The organism is Psychrobacter sp. NZS113 (assembly GCF_015864825.1).
GTDB lineage: Bacteria > Pseudomonadota > Gammaproteobacteria > Pseudomonadales > Moraxellaceae > Psychrobacter.
In genome coordinates this window covers 585,596-603,813 of sequence record NZ_JADYWL010000001.1, presented here as the reverse complement: position 1 = coordinate 603,813, position 18,218 = coordinate 585,596, and the positions used below count along the sequence as shown (strand labels likewise).

Annotated in this window: 18 protein-coding genes, 1 tRNA gene and 1 other RNA gene; 8 read left to right on the top strand and 12 right to left on the bottom strand. The window is 41.8% G+C overall.

From position 1 onward, the window contains the following. Positions 1-53: 53 nt before the first annotated feature. From I6E61_RS02555 to coaD, 9 genes are all read right to left on the bottom strand, one after another. Positions 54-1,160 carry a capsule biosynthesis protein gene (locus I6E61_RS02555; RefSeq protein ID WP_227685630.1) on the bottom strand — a complete coding sequence of 369 codons (1,107 nt, stop codon included), beginning with the start codon at positions 1,158-1,160 and terminating at the stop codon, positions 54-56. Next, positions 1,138-1,809 carry an ABC transporter ATP-binding protein gene (locus I6E61_RS02550; protein WP_197129218.1) on the bottom strand — a complete coding sequence of 224 codons (672 nt, stop codon included), beginning with the start codon at positions 1,807-1,809 and terminating at the stop codon, positions 1,138-1,140. The genes I6E61_RS02555 and I6E61_RS02550 overlap by 23 nt, the downstream gene beginning before the upstream one ends. Positions 1,810-1,849: 40 nt before the next feature. Beyond that, positions 1,850-2,662 carry an ABC transporter permease gene (locus tag I6E61_RS02545; protein WP_197129215.1) on the bottom strand — a complete coding sequence of 271 codons (813 nt, stop codon included), beginning with the start codon at positions 2,660-2,662 and terminating at the stop codon, positions 1,850-1,852. 239 nt (positions 2,663-2,901) lie between these two features. After that, a tRNA-Met gene (locus I6E61_RS02540) sits at positions 2,902-2,978 on the bottom strand. Between the two features lie 143 nt (positions 2,979-3,121). Continuing rightward, positions 3,122-3,504: RNase P RNA component class A (gene rnpB, locus I6E61_RS02535), an RNA gene on the bottom strand. 74 nt (positions 3,505-3,578) lie between these two features. Continuing rightward, the gene (gene bioD, locus I6E61_RS02530; RefSeq protein ID WP_197129211.1) at positions 3,579-4,349 is read right to left on the bottom strand and encodes a dethiobiotin synthase; all 771 of its coding nucleotides are present in this window, start codon (positions 4,347-4,349) and stop codon (positions 3,579-3,581) included. Positions 4,350-4,397: 48 nt separating this feature from the next. Then, the gene (gene bioA, locus I6E61_RS02525) at positions 4,398-5,726 is read right to left on the bottom strand and encodes an adenosylmethionine--8-amino-7-oxononanoate transaminase (protein ID WP_197129208.1); all 1,329 of its coding nucleotides are present in this window, start codon (positions 5,724-5,726) and stop codon (positions 4,398-4,400) included. A 55-nt stretch (positions 5,727-5,781) separates the two neighbouring features. Then, the gene (locus tag I6E61_RS02520) at positions 5,782-6,030 is read right to left on the bottom strand and encodes a YfhL family 4Fe-4S dicluster ferredoxin (RefSeq protein ID WP_021814308.1); all 249 of its coding nucleotides are present in this window, start codon (positions 6,028-6,030) and stop codon (positions 5,782-5,784) included. Between the two features lie 60 nt (positions 6,031-6,090). Beyond that, positions 6,091-6,615: a pantetheine-phosphate adenylyltransferase gene (gene coaD / locus I6E61_RS02515; protein ID WP_110921753.1), complete on the bottom strand. Its 525-nt coding sequence runs from the start codon at positions 6,613-6,615 to the stop codon at positions 6,091-6,093. Positions 6,616-6,859: 244 nt separating this feature from the next. Here coaD and smpB point away from each other — a divergent pair, with 244 nt between their 5' ends. Continuing rightward, complete coding sequence (gene smpB / locus I6E61_RS02510) at positions 6,860-7,336, top strand: SsrA-binding protein SmpB (protein ID WP_197099834.1); 477 nt, start codon at positions 6,860-6,862, stop codon at positions 7,334-7,336. Positions 7,337-7,556: 220 nt separating this feature from the next. Here the strand turns inward: smpB and I6E61_RS02505 are convergent, their stop codons facing one another. Next, positions 7,557-8,579 carry an EamA family transporter gene (locus tag I6E61_RS02505; RefSeq protein WP_197129204.1) on the bottom strand — a complete coding sequence of 341 codons (1,023 nt, stop codon included), beginning with the start codon at positions 8,577-8,579 and terminating at the stop codon, positions 7,557-7,559. A gap of 271 nt (positions 8,580-8,850) precedes the next feature. On the opposite strand from I6E61_RS02505, the gene I6E61_RS02500 reads away from it, so the two are divergent. After that, positions 8,851-9,318 carry an Lrp/AsnC family transcriptional regulator gene (locus tag I6E61_RS02500; RefSeq protein WP_197129201.1) on the top strand — a complete coding sequence of 156 codons (468 nt, stop codon included), beginning with the start codon at positions 8,851-8,853 and terminating at the stop codon, positions 9,316-9,318. Positions 9,319-9,452: 134 nt separating this feature from the next. Here I6E61_RS02500 and I6E61_RS02495 read toward each other — a convergent pair whose 3' ends face one another. Further along, a complete protein-coding gene (locus I6E61_RS02495) occupies positions 9,453-10,076 on the bottom strand; it encodes a hypothetical protein (RefSeq protein WP_197129197.1) in 624 nt (207 codons plus the stop codon). A 10-nt stretch (positions 10,077-10,086) separates the two neighbouring features. After that, complete coding sequence (locus I6E61_RS02490) at positions 10,087-11,394, bottom strand: ammonium transporter (RefSeq protein WP_197129193.1); 1,308 nt, start codon at positions 11,392-11,394, stop codon at positions 10,087-10,089. A gap of 627 nt (positions 11,395-12,021) precedes the next feature. On the opposite strand from I6E61_RS02490, the gene I6E61_RS02485 reads away from it, so the two are divergent. The 6 genes from I6E61_RS02485 to I6E61_RS02460 all read left to right on the top strand — a co-directional run bounded on the left by I6E61_RS02485 (position 12,022) and on the right by I6E61_RS02460 (position 17,830). Beyond that, on the top strand, positions 12,022-12,696 hold the full coding sequence (locus tag I6E61_RS02485; RefSeq protein WP_197129487.1) for a hypothetical protein: 675 nt from the start codon (positions 12,022-12,024) through the stop codon (positions 12,694-12,696). Between the two features lie 253 nt (positions 12,697-12,949). Then, positions 12,950-15,445: a YgiQ family radical SAM protein gene (locus tag I6E61_RS02480; protein WP_197129190.1), complete on the top strand. Its 2,496-nt coding sequence runs from the start codon at positions 12,950-12,952 to the stop codon at positions 15,443-15,445. Between the two features lie 315 nt (positions 15,446-15,760). Continuing rightward, positions 15,761-16,189 carry a hypothetical protein gene (locus tag I6E61_RS02475; RefSeq protein WP_197129187.1) on the top strand — a complete coding sequence of 143 codons (429 nt, stop codon included), beginning with the start codon at positions 15,761-15,763 and terminating at the stop codon, positions 16,187-16,189. A gap of 246 nt (positions 16,190-16,435) precedes the next feature. Beyond that, a complete protein-coding gene (locus I6E61_RS02470; protein WP_197129184.1) occupies positions 16,436-16,972 on the top strand; it encodes a hypothetical protein in 537 nt (178 codons plus the stop codon). A 139-nt stretch (positions 16,973-17,111) separates the two neighbouring features. Further along, a complete protein-coding gene (locus I6E61_RS14385; protein ID WP_197129181.1) occupies positions 17,112-17,222 on the top strand; it encodes a DUF2283 domain-containing protein in 111 nt (36 codons plus the stop codon). Positions 17,223-17,338: 116 nt separating this feature from the next. After that, positions 17,339-17,830, top strand: a complete 492-nt coding sequence (locus I6E61_RS02460; RefSeq protein WP_197129178.1) for a hypothetical protein — start codon at positions 17,339-17,341, stop codon at positions 17,828-17,830. The last annotated feature ends 388 nt before the right edge of the window (positions 17,831-18,218 follow it).

Sequence of the window (18,218 nt, the reverse complement as noted above, 5' to 3'; positions counted from 1 at the left end):
TGATCTATCGATCATTACTGATATCTGGTTTGTCAAAATTGCCTTAAGCAAATTTAGCTGCGATGGTCACGGACAACTGCCATTACTAAGCGCACAAAACCATAGAATATTAATAGCAATGCTAGCGATGTCCAAATAATATAGCCACGGCGTGGATACAATGCTTCTTCAGCTTCATATGGCGTTGAAATCACGATGAGATTCTTCATCTTTTTGAAGGCTTCTAAACGCGCTTTTTCAAGTGATGATAACGACAACTTGTACAGCTCCGTCGCAAACTCAACATCAGCCTTGATGGTTTCAAACTGTATGGCTTGACGGTTCAACTTGGTTGTATTTGGTGATGTTAATTTGGTTTGCTCTTGCGTAATCTGCTCTGTCACAGCTTTTATCTGACTTCTTAATGACACAACCTGCGGTGCATCTGGGTTCAAATAGCTGAGCAATTGACGCTCTTCCGTACGCAATGAACTCAGCTGCCCTTGTAAACTACCAATCAGCTGATTAACAATTTGTGCATTGGCTTGTGGGTCGTAAATTTCATTATCATTTTGATAGTTTAATAACTGCTCTTTCGTTTCATTTAAACGATCTTGTGACTCATCTAATTGTGTTTCTGCAAACACCAGTTGATCACGAGCCACTTCTTGTGAAATACGGTTTACAAACTGCTCAGATTCACTCAAGATCGTTTTGTTGAGCTCAAAAGCGTACTTTGCATCAAATGCTTCTGTCGATACTGAAAGGATATAACTTTGTTCGTCTAGATTGATATGAACCCGTTTTTTAAAATATTTAAGCAACTCTTCTTGCGTGGCATCAGGTTTAAGCTCATTGATCGGGTCTGAACCATCAACATGATAAGCCTCACGGAACTTGAACTTTTTGTCAAGACGCTTCACCATATCATTAGACAGAATGTATTCTGTTAGATAAGTCGCATCCTCTTTGCTAGTGCTATTCACACCCAACAAGGCTGAGATCCCTCCAGTAGAAGATACACTCGACTCGCTGACCTGTTTGACAACAACATTAGCTGTCGAGGTGAATCGTGGATGGGCAACCGTCATGACATAAAAAGTCACCAACACCCAAGGGATAATCACCAAGCCTATAAACAGCGAGAAGCTAATGATGTTATTTTTTTGCTTTGTGGACATGCTTTTCATAAACTTCAATCGCTTCTGTTGTATCGTCAAAGACGTGTGCTGTTTGATCCATTAACACAATACCAATATCGCAGTTACGTTTAATGTCACCGATATTATGCGATACTATTAAAAATCCTGCTTGCGCACGACGTGCAGCTAATATCTCTTCACTACGTTTTCGAAAAGCGGCATCACCGACCGCACCTGCTTCATCGAGCATATAATAATCAAAATCAAAGGCTAAGCTTAACCCAAACGTTAAACGTGATCTCATACCTGACGAATAGCTTTTAACGGGCATATCAAAATAATTGCCAATATCTGCGAACTCCTCAACAAACCTTATTTTTTCGTCAATATAAGGACCGCTTGAGTATAAACGACAAACGAAGCGTACGTTTTGACGACCAGTCAAACTTCCTTGAAAGCCTCCAGCCACACCTACTGGCCAAGAAATTGTCGAGTCAGTAATAATTTCACCTGAGTCTGGCTCATCAAGGCCACATATAATGCGCAGTAGCGTTGACTTTCCCGCACCATTGCGCCCTAGCAGACCAACACTTTGCTTATTACCAATCGTCAAGTTCAAGTTTTTAAATAAATAATGACGGCCTTTCTTCGTCATAAATGACTTAGAAACATTTTTAATTTCAATCATTTGCTTGCCCTATACTAAAACTGGAGTCACACTTCATGATTTATTTTGAGCGTACTAAATCTCTTTCTACCGCTTTATACATAAGAAGGCCTAAAAAATTCACTGCAATTGTCCACTTCAAAAAATACGTTATATCAATATGATAAGCTGGATAATTAGGTGCTAAAGCATGTCTTACCAACTCAATATTATGTATAAATGGGTTGTAGAGTAAATAACTAAAGTATGGTTCAGGAATAATATGAATGGGATAGACGATACCTGAAGCAAAATATAGTATGGTAAAGAGAATCGTAATGACCTTAGTGATTTCACCACCATAATAACCGATAATCATCATAATTAAAGCCACACCGAAGCTGAACATAAAAAGAGTGATCCAGCAGAACAGTACGATATGTAAATTTTCTAAACTGGCATAATCATTAAAAAAAGCTAACCCAATCAACAATATAAAAAAGGTTACAAAGTAAATAACCAATTCCAAAGCTGATCTGGCGAAAATAACGTCAATGTGCCGTATTGAACGATACATCAAAAGCCCTTGATTAGCCTCAACAGCTCCTAATGATCTGAGTGCAATAGTCTGAAACATGCGAAAAGGAACCATTCCTGCAACCAAAAATAATGGAAAGCTCATTCCTGGTAAAGCACGCTCAATAACTACGCCAAACATCACTAGGAATATAAGCATTTGAAAAATTATTTCTAATGGCGCCCAAAGATAGCCCAAGCGATAACCACCAAAGCGCGTTTGTAGTTCACGCATGAGCAACGCATGAAATGCAGCACCCATGACTTTGAGGCCACTACGGTGCTTAATGGGACGATAAGGGGGCAATTGTACAGACATAGCGTTACAGGACTTTACCGAAAACAGCCCCTATGATAAGTAAGCGCGACATAAGTTACAACAATTAATCTGTGTCTAAACAGATAAGGCTATGATTTAGTAAGAAATCAGCAAGTAATGAAAGTCAAAACTCAACTTACCTAACTATCGACAGATAAATCTATCACTTATTTTAGGCAAAAAAAAACCAATCTTGAAAGATTGGTTTTTTAGTTGATACTAATTAAAGTATCTATAAATGGTGGCGATGAAGAGACTTGAACTCTTGACCTCACGATTATGAGTCATGCGCTCTAACCAGCTGAGCTACATCGCCATTTTAGGTTGGCTATTATGCCTAAGCAGATGACAGTCGTCAACCCCTAATAAGCATTTTTTCCAAAAAACTTGACCTAATATTGAGAAACCGTCATTAACAATCAATAGTGAGCTTTTCAATACTATTTAGGCCATTAAAAAAGGTTTGGTAAACCGATAAGCCGGGTTCTGTCGTGGACAATCATTCCTCTAGGCGTACAATCGCTCGTACGCTCAAGCAACCTACCCGCATCGAACGCGGGCCGCGCCATGCCGATGCCTATTTGGTCTTGCTACGCGTGGAGTTTACCATGCCGTGAACTGTTGCCAGCCACGCGGTGCGCTCTTACCGCACCCTTTCACCCTTACCGATGACATGAACATCTTGCGATACTCATATAAGCCAAAGGCGGTCTACTCTCTGCTGCACTGGTCGTCAAGTTACCCTGCCCAGCCGTTAGCTGGCACGCTGCCCTATGTAGCCCGGACTTTCCTCCCCTGCATGTCTGTTGCCAGTGTGCAGCGGCGATTGCCTAGTCTACCAAGCGCGCTAGTATAGCAAACTTCTGACAGAGTGCGAACGTCTTTTGGATTTATTTTTAGCATCGATACAAATAGGTTAAATAAAACCTTTGGGCAAAGATAAATAATCATTTTCTGACAGCGTTTCGGCATTAAGCATTTCAGTATTAAGCATCTCTGTATTAACAGATATTTGGTTTTTTAGAGACGGTATCTGTACCCAATGAGCCTTGGGATAATTCGCAGCTAAATAATTTTGTAGAAAATCCACAGTACTATTCGCAATCTCAGCATCCGTATTGTCAGCATTATCATGAATATGATTATAAACAACGCTATGTACAGACAACCCACGTGCTTTTATGGCTTCTAAACTCAGCAACGTATGATTGATACTACCCAAACGACCAGAAGTGACTAAAATAATGGGATAACCTTGATCAGCAATATAATCCAAAACTAATAACTGCTCCGTTATTGGTACCAGCAAGCCACCAGCACCTTCTAGTAATACCAAGTCATACTCAGCTTGCAATCGTTTGGTGGCATTAGTAATCAGTTCAGGATCTAGTACTTCCCCTGATAATCGAGTCGCTAAGTGTGGTGATGCTGGCTTTTTATAGCGATAAGCGCAAGTGGTAAAATCAAGGTCACATGGCTGTAGAGGAATATCCATTAGTTGACGATGCGTAATGATGTCGTCAGCAATGCCCATTTCGCCAGTATTGGTATTCATCGTCACGCCAGTCTGCACTAGCTTTTGAGTGATTACATTGACGCTTTGCTGCATTAACGATTTGGCAATAATGCCAGTGGCATAAGTTTTACCGATATCGGTATCGATACCTGAGACAAATAGAACACTCATAGCTCACCTTATAAAAAATTGACTGGCATATAAAACAGAGTTTTATTATTAAATTTCAATATCTAAAGCTGAACTCGAAACTTGCGCCAAATAAATTGTCACTACATGTAGTAACGACTGACATAAGGTCACAAGCTCATCATCAGTAATCACATAAGGGGGCATGATATACACCAATTTACCAAATGGTCTGACCCAGATACCATTCTCAATCAACAAAGCCTGAAAAATGGGCATCTCCACAGCGTCATGTAACTCAATGACGGCGACTGCACCCAAGCAACGTACTTCAGCAACACCTTCTAATAACGCGGCTGGTGCTAGCTGCTGTTCCATCGTACGTTGCATGTTTGCAGTACGCGCTTCAATATCATAAGACATAATCAAATCAATCGAGGCACACGCAACCGCACAGGCCAGCGGATTGCCCATGAACGTAGGGCCATGCATCAATGCGGGATAGTCGCTATTATGAATGGTATTGGCAATTTTTCGGGTACATAACGTTGCGGCAAAAGTCATATAGCCACCCGTCAGCGCCTTGCCAACGGTCATGATATCAGGGCTAATAGCCGCATGTTCACACGCAAATAACTTACCACTACGACCAAAACCAGTGGCAATTTCGTCAGCAATCAATAGTACATCGTGCTCATCGCACAGCTGACGCAGCAGTTGTAGATACTCAGGACTATAAAAACGCATGCCGCCTGCGCCCTGAATAATCGGTTCGATAATAAAGCCTGCCAGCTTATCGCTGTGCTCATCAAAAAATGCTGTGAGGGCAACGCGATCAGATTCTGTTAAAGCCCGCTCAAAACCCAACGGTGGTGCTGCGACAAAATGCTGCGTTGGTAATTGCTTCCCATATAGGCTATGCATACCGTTAATAGGATCACAAATACTCATGGCATGCCACGTGTCACCATAATAACCGGAATGTGTAGAGGCAAATTGCTGCTTGGCTGGGCACTTGGCAGCCACTTGATATTGCAGCGCCATTTTCAACGCCACTTCTACCGCAATACTGCCACTGTCAGCATAGAAAATAGCATCTAAGCCTGCAGGTACAATGTCGAGTAATTTCTGACCCAAATCGATGGCAGGCTGGTGGGTTAAACCACCAAACATCACATGCGCCATTTTACCCAATTGCTCGATAATAGCGGCGTTCAATTTTGGATGGTTATAACCATGAACGCTTGCCCACCATGACGACATGCCATCGATAAGGCGCGTGCCGTCTTCGGTAATGATATAAATACCTTCGGCACGATCAATAACGATATTTGGATAAGTAGGTGGCAGACTGGCATATGGGTGCCAGAGGTGTTGTTGATCAAAGTCGCTCGTTATCTGGTTTGAATTTATCGTCATTATATTGTCCCTAAAGCGCTTCGAACCCAAATACCATCAATAATGTATGGGTTATTTATTGACCAGTAATGCGTTTGTATTTAGACAACAAATCGCTTTCTGTCTCGACATGATTGGGATCATGGGGGATGCAGTCAACCGGACAAATAACCACACACTGCGGCTCATCAAAATGCCCGACGCACTCAGTACATAAGTCAGGGTCAATAACATAAATATCATCCCCTTCTGATATCGCCTCATTGGGGCACGCAGGCTCGCACACATCACAGTTGATGCACTCATCAGTAATCAGTAGCGCCATGAACGGCTCCTTACGGTTGGTTTTTAGCCTATATGCTGCAGCTGTCGGCCTATTAAAAGGCTAGCTGTCTTGAATCACCAGTTTTTTTGTAAAGGCATCAGACACACAAGTGGGTACAAATTTAGTGACGTCGCCACCAAGTTTGGCAATTTCACGAATCATGGTCGATGAAATGAATGAATAATTCGGTGCTGGCGTCAAAAATACCGCTTCAAAATTTTCATCAAGCTCACGGTTCATATTGGCTAACTGGAATTCGTATTCAAAATCTGACATGGCTCGCAAACCGCGCAAGACAGCAGCAGCTCCTTGAACACGCATAAAGTCGACGAGCAAACCTTCAAAGCCAACCACTGATACTTGTGGTAAATCAGCGAATACGGTCTCAACTAAAGCGACACGTTCTTCAAAGTTGAACAATGGCTTTTTATGATGTCCTGAGGCAACTGCAATAACGACCTCATCAAACAGTTTGGTAGCACGTGTGACTAAGTCCACATGGCCATTAGTAATAGGATCAAAAGTACCTGGATATAAAATTTTGGTGTGTAACTTTGAGGAATTGGGGGAATCAGAAAGGCTCATAACATGGCTAACATAGTCGGTAATATTGGACTATATGCTAGCAAATTTTGCTCAAACTTAATACTTATCTGCTACATTTGTCCTAACAGCTGACTTACATTTTTATCAGAGGCTTTGCTACAATGGTTGGTTCGACTCATCCTGCTTATTTTTTAAATAAAAAACACGCCAAACAAGCGGATTAGGATGAGGAATTATAGGTGAGAACAACCATGTTGTTCTTAGAAATCCTTACGAGGAAACCATGTCAAAGAAATCAAAAAAACCTGAGAATCAGATTTGTGCCAATAAAAAGGCACGCCATGAATACTTTATTGAAGAATCGTTTGAAGCGGGTCTTGCCCTACAAGGATGGGAAGTGAAAGCCATCCGTGCTGGCAAAATGACCATTACCGAAGCGTATGTGATATTTCGCAATAACGAAGCTTTCCTGTTTGGTGCGCACATTCAACCACTACTATCAAGCTCAACGCACGTTAGCCCAGACAGCATTCGTACTCGTAAGCTGCTACTGAATCGTCGTGAAATCGAAAAACTAGCTGGGGCAATCAACCAAAAAGGTTATGCTTGCGTACCGTTGTCTTGCTACTGGAAAAACTCACTAGTGAAATGCCAGATTGGTCTTGCCATCGGTAAGAAACAACATGACAAACGTAAAACGTTAAAAGATCGTGACTGGGAACGTGATAAGCAGCGTGGTTTCAAACAACATTTAGATTAATACAGTCAAATCCACTATAGAGGTGTTACAGCGTTATCATCGTTTGAATTATGTTATATACATTTGCGCTCAGTTGCCTTGTACCACCTCTTAATTGAATTAACGATAGCTCTCTTAAACGAAGCCAGTTTAATCTAATACAAAAATGGACGATTCAATATTATGTTGAATCGTCCATTTTTTATTTATCTACTATTTAATTAGTAAATGACTCGCTTTCTTACGTAATCGGCTCTTTTGCCAAAGATTGTATATTTCTACGAGCTTGGCGTAATTGACGAATGCCATGAGCAATCAAACAAGCAATGCCGACCCAAATTAAACCATAGCTGTAAATCATCGCTGACTCAAATGGGTTGCCCAATACGGTAATCGCTAAGACAAATAATAACGCAGGCTCCAGATAACTCATCATGCCATAGACATTTACAGGTAGCATTTGACTGGCATCAACGTTGGTTTTCATCGCCCACACACTCAGTACACCCAGCCCAGCAATCATCATGATAAAGAACGCGGAACCACTCACCAACCCCAAACTACTCGGTGCAAAAAGCAATAAGTAAGCCAGTGCAAATGGCGCACAAATGCTTAAATCTACCAATAATCCAGTTACCGCACCGATACCCTGTAGACGACGCAAAATATAATACACAGGATAAGTCCCGCAAACCCAAAGCGTCGCCCACGATATGCTCTGCGTACGTACAATCTCGCTACCGACTCCTAATGCCGCAAAGCCAACTGCTAACCACTGTAGACGACTTAACTTTTCGCCAAATAATAAGCAACCAAACAACACCATGGTGAGCGGAAATAAAAAGTAACCCATGGCCGTTTGCACACCTTGACAATTAACCGGTGCCCACATAAATAGCCAAAATTGACTGAGAAATATAGGCGTCGGTAATAACAGCCAAGCCCACTGCTTTGCCGTACGTAATGCCTTTAGCTTATCAATGTGTAACCCTAAACGACCACTAATAACTAAATAACCAACCAGTGCTGCCCACATCGCTAACATACGCCAGATGAAAACTTGCGTACCTGATAACGGCGCTAAAAAGCTACTATATGCGTAAAGAATACCGAATAACACATTGGACAATACGGCCAACACCACACCCAATATTAACGTACGTTGCTGAGTGCTGCCCGCTGTCCAAATCGCAGGTAAAGGTATGCGCGACACTGTGGATGCCAATGTACTGGCGAACGTATTGGATAATATAGAAATAGACATGAGCAGCACCGTAAAATAGTAGTCGTTAAACAAATCAATGGTCAGCACAGTGATGGTCCGTGGCTAACTACTGGTTGATAGGTTCTATTTTACTTATGCCTCACGAGATATTATTTCTATAATTATCTTTATATGAGTAAAATTATCTAAAAAATTATTAATAATTCAATTATTTATCGGTTTTTGAATTATAGTGATAATAGGTTTAATAACAGAATTTTTAGCAGCGTTCTTTGCAGTGTTCTTTGTAGAATCCTTGGAGAAAAATACCGTGAGCCACGTTTTAGATGATATTGATAAAGCTATTTTGAATTTGCTACAAGAGGATGCCACGTTACCTTTAAAAACAGTCGCAGAACGTGTCCATGTATCTATCGCTACAGCGCAGCGCCGTATCCAAGCGTTAACAAACACTGGTGTTATTACCAAGCAGGTCGCTATTGTCGATCCTAATAAGGTCGGCTATGGACTGACGGCGGTCGTAATGATAGAAATGGCTCGCTCAAACACGTCGATGCAGCATCGGTTTGAGCGCTTAATGCATTCGCAGCCACAGGTCATGAGCTGCTATGAGGTATCAGGTGATGCGGATTTTATGTTGATGGTCAATGCCAAAAACATGAGCGAATACCATCGTTTCACCACAGGCTTGCTAACTTATGAAAATAACGTGCGCCACTTTAAAAGTCAGTTTGTGATGAACTTCACTAAGAGTGGCACGAAGATTACGTTAGATTAATTTCAAGGCGTGTCATGACTTATTAATTATGGTTAATCAGTCATAATTAATAAATAGATGTCATGATTGTAGATCGAATCAAGCGACTAAAGACACGCCCCAATCTCATATCAAAGCTCTCATTCAAAAAGACATTAAAAAAGCTTTTCGACCACTGCTCTTGGATGACTTTGTTTGGCAGTTTCTGCGACCTGAAATAGTATTTCATCTGCTTCTACAGGACCAGCAATATCGCACAAACAAATATAAGCAAGCTGAACCAGATTATTCAAAATATGCTCATTGTCAGGTACGACTGGCTGTGCACCTTCCAAGAACTGATTAATGTCGATAGAATGCCCTTTAAAGGTGCGTTCTTTCGAGACAGTTTGGTGCATGATATGGAAAAAACTGCGCTTGTCTGACTCGGCTAACTGATGGCCAATTGCTTCCATCACCGTATAAAATGCTTGAAGCAACTCAGAAACAGATTTTTGTTCATTAATATCGTTACCGTTATTCGTTTCTTTGGCCACCTGCTGATGGTCTGTCTGCATCGTATTCCAAAACCCTTTACGAATATCAGACTTGTATTCTTGTAGCTCAGGATAGCGTCGCGTCGCATCTAAAACGCACTGCTGCATCATCTTTACAGATACCGTCGAGTACTGTTGCCACTGAGTTGTCAGTAATTTTACCTCTTCGGGGTGTAGATACCTTGCCAGTACAACTGCCATCGCGGACACGGTTTGATTTACTGATTGAGTGTCGATATTCATCAGTTTTCTCCTATAGATGTCGCTCTGTTAAGTTTTTGGCATCAAACATTTGCTTTTGAAACTCTGGATAGCCAATCTCTGCGTGCTCGGTATAATCTAGGCCGCGCTGCTCATGCAAGCGACTGGCTTTTAACCCAAAGCTGACATCAATCAACTTATACATGATGAGTCCCAGTCCCAAGCCCCAGACTAGCGCCACACCCACACCAAGCGCTTGCACGCCCACACGTGATAAATTAAATAAGTCCTCTGAATAAAACAGTCCAGCCGCGAGCGTGCCCCATGCACCACCAAAACCATGCACTGCAACGGCTGACACCACATCATCGATTTTTAGTTTCAATAATGCTTGTGTCGATAAGATATAAATAGCGGAGGAAACTGCACCGATGATAACAGCGAAGATCGGCGTCGTTGTCGCACAACCTGCAGTAATGGACACCAAACCAATCAAACTGGCGTTGACACTATCACTGAGTAAAATGGCTTTGTTCAATGCTTTTGAGATGAGCATATAACTCACTACCGCACTGATCGCTGCTACGAATGTATTGACTGCAATTAGGCCGATATTGCCAGTGATAGATAGTGTGGAACCCGCATTGAACCCAAACCAACCAAACCACAATATAAAACCACCAAGTGCAACTAATGTCATATTGTGACCTGCTATCAATCGCGGCGTACCATCAGGTGCGAAACGACCTAACCTTGGGCCAATGACCAATATGCCTGCCAGTGCCAACCAACCACCGATAGAATGAACCACCGTAGAGCCAGCAAAATCAATGAAACCAAGCTCAGATAGCCAACCCGTACCACCAAAATACCCACCCCATACCCAACTGGCGAAGACAGGATAAATGAACAAGCAAATAATACATGCAGCTACCGCGTAGCCCACAAAGGATACTCGCTCCGCCATTGCCCCACTCGCTACCGTAACGGCTGTGGCAGCAAACATCATTTGGAAAAACATCAATGCCCAATCCATATTAGACAAATTCACTGGCATAAAGTGATCTGTACCGAAGAATCCTGAGTCATTGGTGCCCATCATCAACCCAAAACCAACGAGATAAAAGGCCAAACCACCGATACACATATCGGTATAGTTTTTCATCATGACATTTACAGTGTTCTTCGCACGTACCGATCCGCTCTCTAACAATGCAAATCCTGCCTGCATAAAGAACACTAGCACTCCGCCCCAAATAATCCATGCAATATTCTGGTACTCAAGTAACTGTGCTACTGTCAGAGTCGCTTCTTCAGCAGCCGTTGCGCTAGACATAATCCCAAACAGTACCGCGCTCATCAACAGTACTTTAGAGCAAAAGGATTTACATAAAACAGATACCTTCTCCAAACTCAAATAGGATGCTTTCACTTTATTTCTCCAAACAATTATCGGTTTTATAATATTTATATATATATTGTTTTTATAAGCCTATCTCTATCAATAGACCCGACTAAAGAGAAAGCAAAGCGTGTGCCACAATATCTTTTGGGTATCAGAAAAATAAAGTAGCCACTGTAGAAAAAGTACAATCTGTAATCGAAACAAACCTTTAACTATACATCTGCTATCCATCTGTTATCAGATAGACGCTGTGATAATGACTAATAAAAGTAAGACGCTAAGTCTTCTATTCATACTTAGGTTCTGTTCTGCTTTACACACAGTGGCTCAAGTATTTTGTTCAATAGAATATGAATTATTAGTAGATAAGGCATGTCCAAACCATGTACCATATCAACGAAAGTTTAATAATAATCATCAAAAAAAGAGCCAATATTAATAGTCGATAGTCAATTATCATAGACAAGGAAATAGAGCATGACTCAGCATAAAGGCACACCTGCAGACAAACTAGAAAGCACCAGTAAAATCGATAAGCGTCACACTATATTACCAATCAAATTTAACTCAAAAGCAGTGATTATGGGTGCCTCATTGGCGGCGTTGCTAGCGACCTCAGGCTGTGCTACCAGCTCATTACTAGACAATGACAGTCATACCAGCACGAGTACCACCAAGAATGTGTTATCTGAAGATCAAATCATTGCTTTTGGACGTCCTGCTCAAGCGTTGCCAAAAATGCCAAACGCGTCCATGGTTATCGTCGGTGAAAAGAACAGCTATGTACTGACCCAAGGTGGGACAGAGATGATCAGCTTACTAGGTAACTTGACGCCCAAAAATATCCAAGTCGATAACGACATGAATTTTTATGTGCCAAATAATGATGGGTATTTTCAGGGAGAGATGAAGCTTTCTTATGCCAAGTTAAAAGACGAATTTAAACGCTCTGACTATCAGTTCTTTTTGCAAAACAGTGGTAAAGAATGTACTTCAGCCAGTGATCAGCGCATCAATGCCCAACGCTTTTGCTTCAGCGTTCCTGTCAAAGGTGCTATCTATCCGCAGGTCAGTAATCTAAGCATGATCCAGTCGAATTACCGCCCTTTATCTAAGCCTTATATGGTGAGTTTTTACTCAAAAACCACGCAGAGCCACGTATCTAGTAATGGTGCAAATACGGCGCAGAAGCTTGTATTGCTACCTTTTGCCCTAGCATTCGACGTGGTTACCTTTCCGTTTCAGCTATTAGAGTAGTCAGTTTTCTGTACTTATGACAGGGTAAATCAAGAATAACGGGTCAAATCAAAAAGGTTTCTAACAATTTAGGAACCTTTTTACTTATAGATTATTCCACACTATCAATAACTTATCATTAATCGCCCATCATAGAATAGGTCGCATAGTGAGTTGGATTCATGTTAAAATGAGCGTTTTTAAATGAGCCGTTAATATTTTTAATGAATAACGGCTTTTTTTAGTGCCATTTTTCTATTCAACAGGTCCGCCCATGTCTGCCGATACCATCGCCCGCACCGCCTTTAAACAAGGCACAAAACCTCTTTTCGATTACGACAAACACTGGGCGAGCTGCTACGAGCCTGCGCCCTATCTGCCTATGAGTCGCAAAGAGATGGATGATTTGGGCTGGGATGCCTGTGATGTCATCATCATTTCAGGTGACGCTTATGTCGATCACCCAAGCTTTGGTATGGCGATCATCGGTCGTCTACTAGAGTCGCAAGGGTTTCGCGTGGGTATCATTGCTCAGCCCGATTGGAAGAGCAAAGACGCCTTTATGGAACTGGGCAAACCTGTCTATGCTTATGGCGTGACTGCAGGCAACATGGATAGCATGATCAATCGCTATACCGCTGATCGCAAGATTCGTAGCGATGACGCTTACTCACCAGGCAACGTGGCCAATAAACGCCCCGACCGTGCCGCTATCGTCTATAGCCAGCGCTGCCGCGAAGCGTATCCTGATGTGCCAATCATCTTGGGCGGTATCGAAGGTAGTCTACGCCGTATCGCTCATTATGATTACTGGTCGGATAAAGTCCGTCGTAGTATCTTGATGGATGCCCGTGCCGATGTTTTATTGTATGGTAATGCTGAGCGCGCCATCGTCGATGTGGTGCATGGTTTGTCAAAAGGCTATAGTTTTGAGCAAATGAGCAAGCTGCGTGGTACGTCATATCTATTGACGCCAACACGCCGCCATTGGCAAGACGATATGACCGAAGTCGCCAGTAACGATGTCGATACCGTCGGTCGTGTTGATCCGATTATCAATCCGTATGTGATGACTGAAGACATTGATAGCTGCTCAATTGAGCAAGAAAAACCGAGCGACTCGCCTGTTGGCCAAGCTATGTCTTCAATGTCATCGCAATACAAAGGGTTTGTGGCTGAGCCTGTCACCAATAAAATCATCAATGCTGACCAAGTAGATGAAGAGACGCAAGTGGTACAAATGCGTGGCTTTGATACTGCCGAGGGAAGAAACAATAAGCCGATGACGGCGCGCAAGCATAAGCTAAAAATGCCGCCACGTGAAAAAACCGTCATTCGTCTCCCGGATTATGAGCACGTCAAATCTGACCCAGTGCTTTATGCCCATGCTAGCCGTATCTTGCATCTTGAGACCAACCCAGGTAATGCCCGTGCGCTCGTACAGCGTCACAGCAGCGGTGCAGGCAACTCACACACCTCAATTGACGTGTGGTTGAATCCGCCACCAGTGCCACTATCAACCGAAGAGATGGATTACGTCTTTGACTTGCCGTATGCACGTCTGCCACACCCAAGCTATGGCGATGCGCGTATCCCTGCTTATGACATGATTAAGTTTTCGGTCAATATCATGCGTGGTTGTTTCGGTGGTTGTACGTTCTGCTCGATCACTGAGCACGAAGGTCGCATTATTCAAAGCCGCTCAGAAGACTCTATCTTGCGCGAAGTAGAAGCCATTCGTGATACCGCTCCTAACTTTACGGGTGTGATATCGGATCTTGGTGGTCCAACGGCAAACATGTACCGTCTGAGCTGTAAAGATGAGACGATTGAGAAGAACTGCCGTAAGCCTTCTTGTGTATACCCTGACGTCTGCGAAAACCTGATTACCGATCACAGTAACTTAACCAAGCTATATCGCAAAGCGCGTGACATCAAAGGCGTGAAAAAGATTCTGATCGCATCTGGTTTACGTTATGACTTGGCTGTTAAAGACCCTGAATACGTCAAAGAATTGGTCAGTCATCACGTCGGTGGTTATCTAAAAATTGCGCCAGAGCATTCTGAAGAAGGCGTGCTATCGAAGATGATGAAGCCTGGCATGGGCAGCTACGATAAATTCAAAGCCATGTTTGAACAGTACAGCCAAGAAGCAGGCAAAGAGCAATATCTGATTCCTTATTTCATCGCGGCTCATCCAGGCACCAAAGATGAAGACATGATGAATCTTGCTATTTGGCTCAAAAGTCATGGCTACCGTGCTGACCAAGTACAGGCATTTTATCCTAGCCCGATGGCGACGGCGACCACCATGTATCACACGCATAAAGATCCGCTACATAAGATCAGTCGTGATGAAGGTGACATGGATATCGTCAAATCTGGCAAGCAGCGTAAACTGCATAAAGCGTTCTTGCGCTATCACGATCCAAAAAACTGGGTAATGTTGCGTAAAGCACTACAAGACATGGGACGTAGTGACTTGATTGGTAAAAATCGTGGTTGCTTGATTCCACCATTTAACGCCAGTTTAGAAGGCCGCGATGCCGCGCAAGACAGCTATCAATCAGCGCGTAAAAAGAACAGTCGACTTGGTAATGATTCGGTCAAGCGCAGCACTAACTCGTCAAATAGTAACGCCTCTAGCAATGGTTCATCAGCTCAGGGTGCAGCGGGTAAAAACACAGCCAGCAAAAATACCAAAAAGCGTGTCAGCAAGGGTAACTTTCAAACCCAGCATACGGGTCTGCCACCGCGCAAAACCAAATAGCGTTCATGATATAGAAATGCATGCTCAATTCAGAGCATGTTAAGTAAAACAAAAAAGCGTCTATCGATTCATATATCGATAGACGCTTTTTTATGTGTGTGAGATCATTTTTAACCCGTATCATCTATTGCTTTAATTGTCTTCCGACACACTCAAAATGAGACATTACATTAGTCAGCGATTGTGTGACAAAGCAAACATGTAACAAACAATTTCTAACATTTCCCTGGGTTTGTTTTGGGTACTATATGGCTATAAGCTTAACGAATACTTAAATATAATTACATGATACCGTCTATATCTTTGGAGAAGACCATGAATACCCTTACTAAAATTATCGCAGCTCTACCTGCCCTCGCCCTATTAAGCGCTTGTGCAACTACTGCTCCGACTACTCCAAATACATCAGACGTGCCTGAGTCAGACACACCGGCATCAGAGACCATGCCTAGTGCTGCTTACGATCGTATGGCACCAGCGCCTTATACTTGTACTGATGACAGTATCATCACGGCAAAACAATCTATTAATAAGAAACAAGTCATGCTAAACGTGACGTTACCTAAAGTAAAATGGGCATCACAGCCAGTTATCCTAAATGGTGATGCGCAAGATCATGTCGCAAGTTATGTCAATGATTCAAGCCCAGACGCGGTCTATGCATGGCACATGAAAGAAGACAAAGGTATCTTCGCTATCAAATGGGCAGATGGTACAGAGTATAACGTCAGCTGCCAAATCTAGTAAAATAATCATAAGTAGAAAGCGATAGTACACATTAAACAGTCATCATAAGGTGGCTGTTTTTTTGTGCGCATTTTTATACAACCTGGCTATTTATATAACCTGGCTATTTATATAACCTGCCTGTCTTATGGATGTTGGTATAACAATCGTTTGTTTACTGCATTTCTCTAGAGAACCATAACAAAAGCTGTCAAAATAGCGCATATATACAATACGATGATGATCAATCAAGAGGATACGTCGATGGTTAAGCGCTTAATGAGTACATTGATAATTACGACGGCCAGTATGTGGGCGTTAACAGGTTGTGGCAACAATACTGAGACGACTGACCAAACCTCTGAAGCTGCCGTCACGACCGCAGAAAGTTCAGAAGTAGCTGAAAACACTGTCGACTGGTCTCTAGTCGCGAGCGGTGAAGCGCCTGCTGATATCAGCAATTATCAGTATCCGTTTGCGCTCGATAGCCAAAATGTGCAGGACTATGCGGATTACTTCAAAGTGGATAATGCCACGGCGCAGCATAATCTGACGGTGAGCATGGCAAGTAATGAGGCACTATCAAAAGCCTTGGATCAGCTGAGTGAGACCTATGTCTCGCATGAGCTAACCGATAGTAAAGACATGACACTTATCATTCATACCACGCCCGACATCGCTGCCAGTAGCTATGATTATGTGTTTTCTGATGATTTTGCGAAAGGGCTGGTGCTACCTATCGTGATTGTGCCAGATGGTAAGAAAGGTGATGTGAAGGCGCATGGTGAGATAGTGGAGTAATTTAATTTGTAGGGTGCGCCTAGCGCACCCTAAGATAACTAGACAAGGGATTCTTATGAACATAACAATGAATTTGGATAAAAACTTCTACATTTATCTACCAAGCTAAGATGAAATAGAAGATAGCACACACAAAAAGGTGTCAAAAACGGTACGCATTTCCAATATTCTAGATCTCAAAAAAGAGCTAGATATCAATTTAGATTTTGATAGTGATGGCTTTGTCATTGGTATTGAAATACTAATATGAGGATTAATACATAATTAACAGTTATGATATTAATTCAAAAAGATAAATAAATAATGAATAACAACTTTCTTATTACTATTCATGATTACGAATCTAATAACACTAAAAGCAACTGGATGGATATTGAAGATTTTATAGAAAGTAATAGTATTGAACACATGGACGAGTACTTTGATATAGAGACTAATTTTATCTCTAGTATTAAATCCTTTGGAGACTATTTTTCAAAAGATAAATATTTCGATTCACTGGCTGCTAAAATTGAAATTTATGAATACGATTCTAACTATAATTTCTATAGATTAAACGGTGATTATGAAAAGCTTAAAGAAGTAAGTAGCTATAATTTTAGTTTCATATCTGATTCTGACAAAGAGTTTGTTTATAGGTGTCAGTGTAGAGGAATGTGTAGCATATGGTTGATAGATGTTTTATCAATGTCGTATATTAAAAGTGCAATGGATGCCTTTTTTTTACATGTATACTTGAATCCAGAGATTGATATAAGTAGCATATTTAAAAGAATTGATAATATTTTCTTCTACTATGATAAAGACACATTGAATACAGATGAAAATTGTGGTGACAAAATACAAGATTTAAATTAATTAATAAAGTGGTAGGGTGCGCCCAGCGCACCAATGCATGAATATGAAAAAGTGGCTCAAATGTAATTATCTACATAAATTATCTAACGTTCGATTACTCATCACACAATACTTTAAGCTCGGACATCCGTTTCTTAAAAGTGCGCTGAGCGCACCCTACCTTAGCTCAAAAATGTGCCAAATGCTTATTCTTGCGCGAATGAGTGAAGCAACCGTAACTCTTTGCTAAAGCTGAAGACGAAAACTGTACGCGAGGGACGAGCGCCGAGTGCATCATTAAAGATATACAACTCATGATCCGCATAGTTGCCCACTGTTAAAGCAAGTGATGCTGAGGCCATGCTTTTGACTTTTGTTCTTCACCAAATTAAGCTTTCAAATGGTGCGC

Coding starts and splice junctions, on each gene's coding strand:
- I6E61_RS02555 (WP_227685630.1), bottom strand. CDS start 1,160: ATGTCCACAAAGCAAAAAAATAACATCATTAGCTTCTCGCTGTTTATA.
- I6E61_RS02550 (WP_197129218.1), bottom strand. CDS start 1,809: ATGATTGAAATTAAAAATGTTTCTAAGTCATTTATGACGAAGAAAGGC.
- I6E61_RS02545 (WP_197129215.1), bottom strand. CDS start 2,662: ATGTCTGTACAATTGCCCCCTTATCGTCCCATTAAGCACCGTAGTGGC.
- bioD (WP_197129211.1), bottom strand. CDS start 4,349: ATGAGTGTTCTATTTGTCTCAGGTATCGATACCGATATCGGTAAAACT.
- bioA (WP_197129208.1), bottom strand. CDS start 5,726: ATGACGATAAATTCAAACCAGATAACGAGCGACTTTGATCAACAACAC.
- I6E61_RS02520 (WP_021814308.1), bottom strand. CDS start 6,030: ATGGCGCTACTGATTACTGATGAGTGCATCAACTGTGATGTGTGCGAG.
- coaD (WP_110921753.1), bottom strand. CDS start 6,615: ATGAGCCTTTCTGATTCCCCCAATTCCTCAAAGTTACACACCAAAATT.
- smpB (WP_197099834.1), top strand. CDS start 6,860: ATGTCAAAGAAATCAAAAAAACCTGAGAATCAGATTTGTGCCAATAAA.
- I6E61_RS02505 (WP_197129204.1), bottom strand. CDS start 8,579: ATGTCTATTTCTATATTATCCAATACGTTCGCCAGTACATTGGCATCC.
- I6E61_RS02495 (WP_197129197.1), bottom strand. CDS start 10,076: ATGAATATCGACACTCAATCAGTAAATCAAACCGTGTCCGCGATGGCA.
- I6E61_RS02490 (WP_197129193.1), bottom strand. CDS start 11,394: ATGAGCGCGGTACTGTTTGGGATTATGTCTAGCGCAACGGCTGCTGAA.
- I6E61_RS02485 (WP_197129487.1), top strand. CDS start 12,022: ATGGGTGCCTCATTGGCGGCGTTGCTAGCGACCTCAGGCTGTGCTACC.
- I6E61_RS02480 (WP_197129190.1), top strand. CDS start 12,950: ATGTCTGCCGATACCATCGCCCGCACCGCCTTTAAACAAGGCACAAAA.
- I6E61_RS02475 (WP_197129187.1), top strand. CDS start 15,761: ATGAATACCCTTACTAAAATTATCGCAGCTCTACCTGCCCTCGCCCTA.
- I6E61_RS02470 (WP_197129184.1), top strand. CDS start 16,436: ATGGTTAAGCGCTTAATGAGTACATTGATAATTACGACGGCCAGTATG.
- I6E61_RS02460 (WP_197129178.1), top strand. CDS start 17,339: ATGGATATTGAAGATTTTATAGAAAGTAATAGTATTGAACACATGGAC.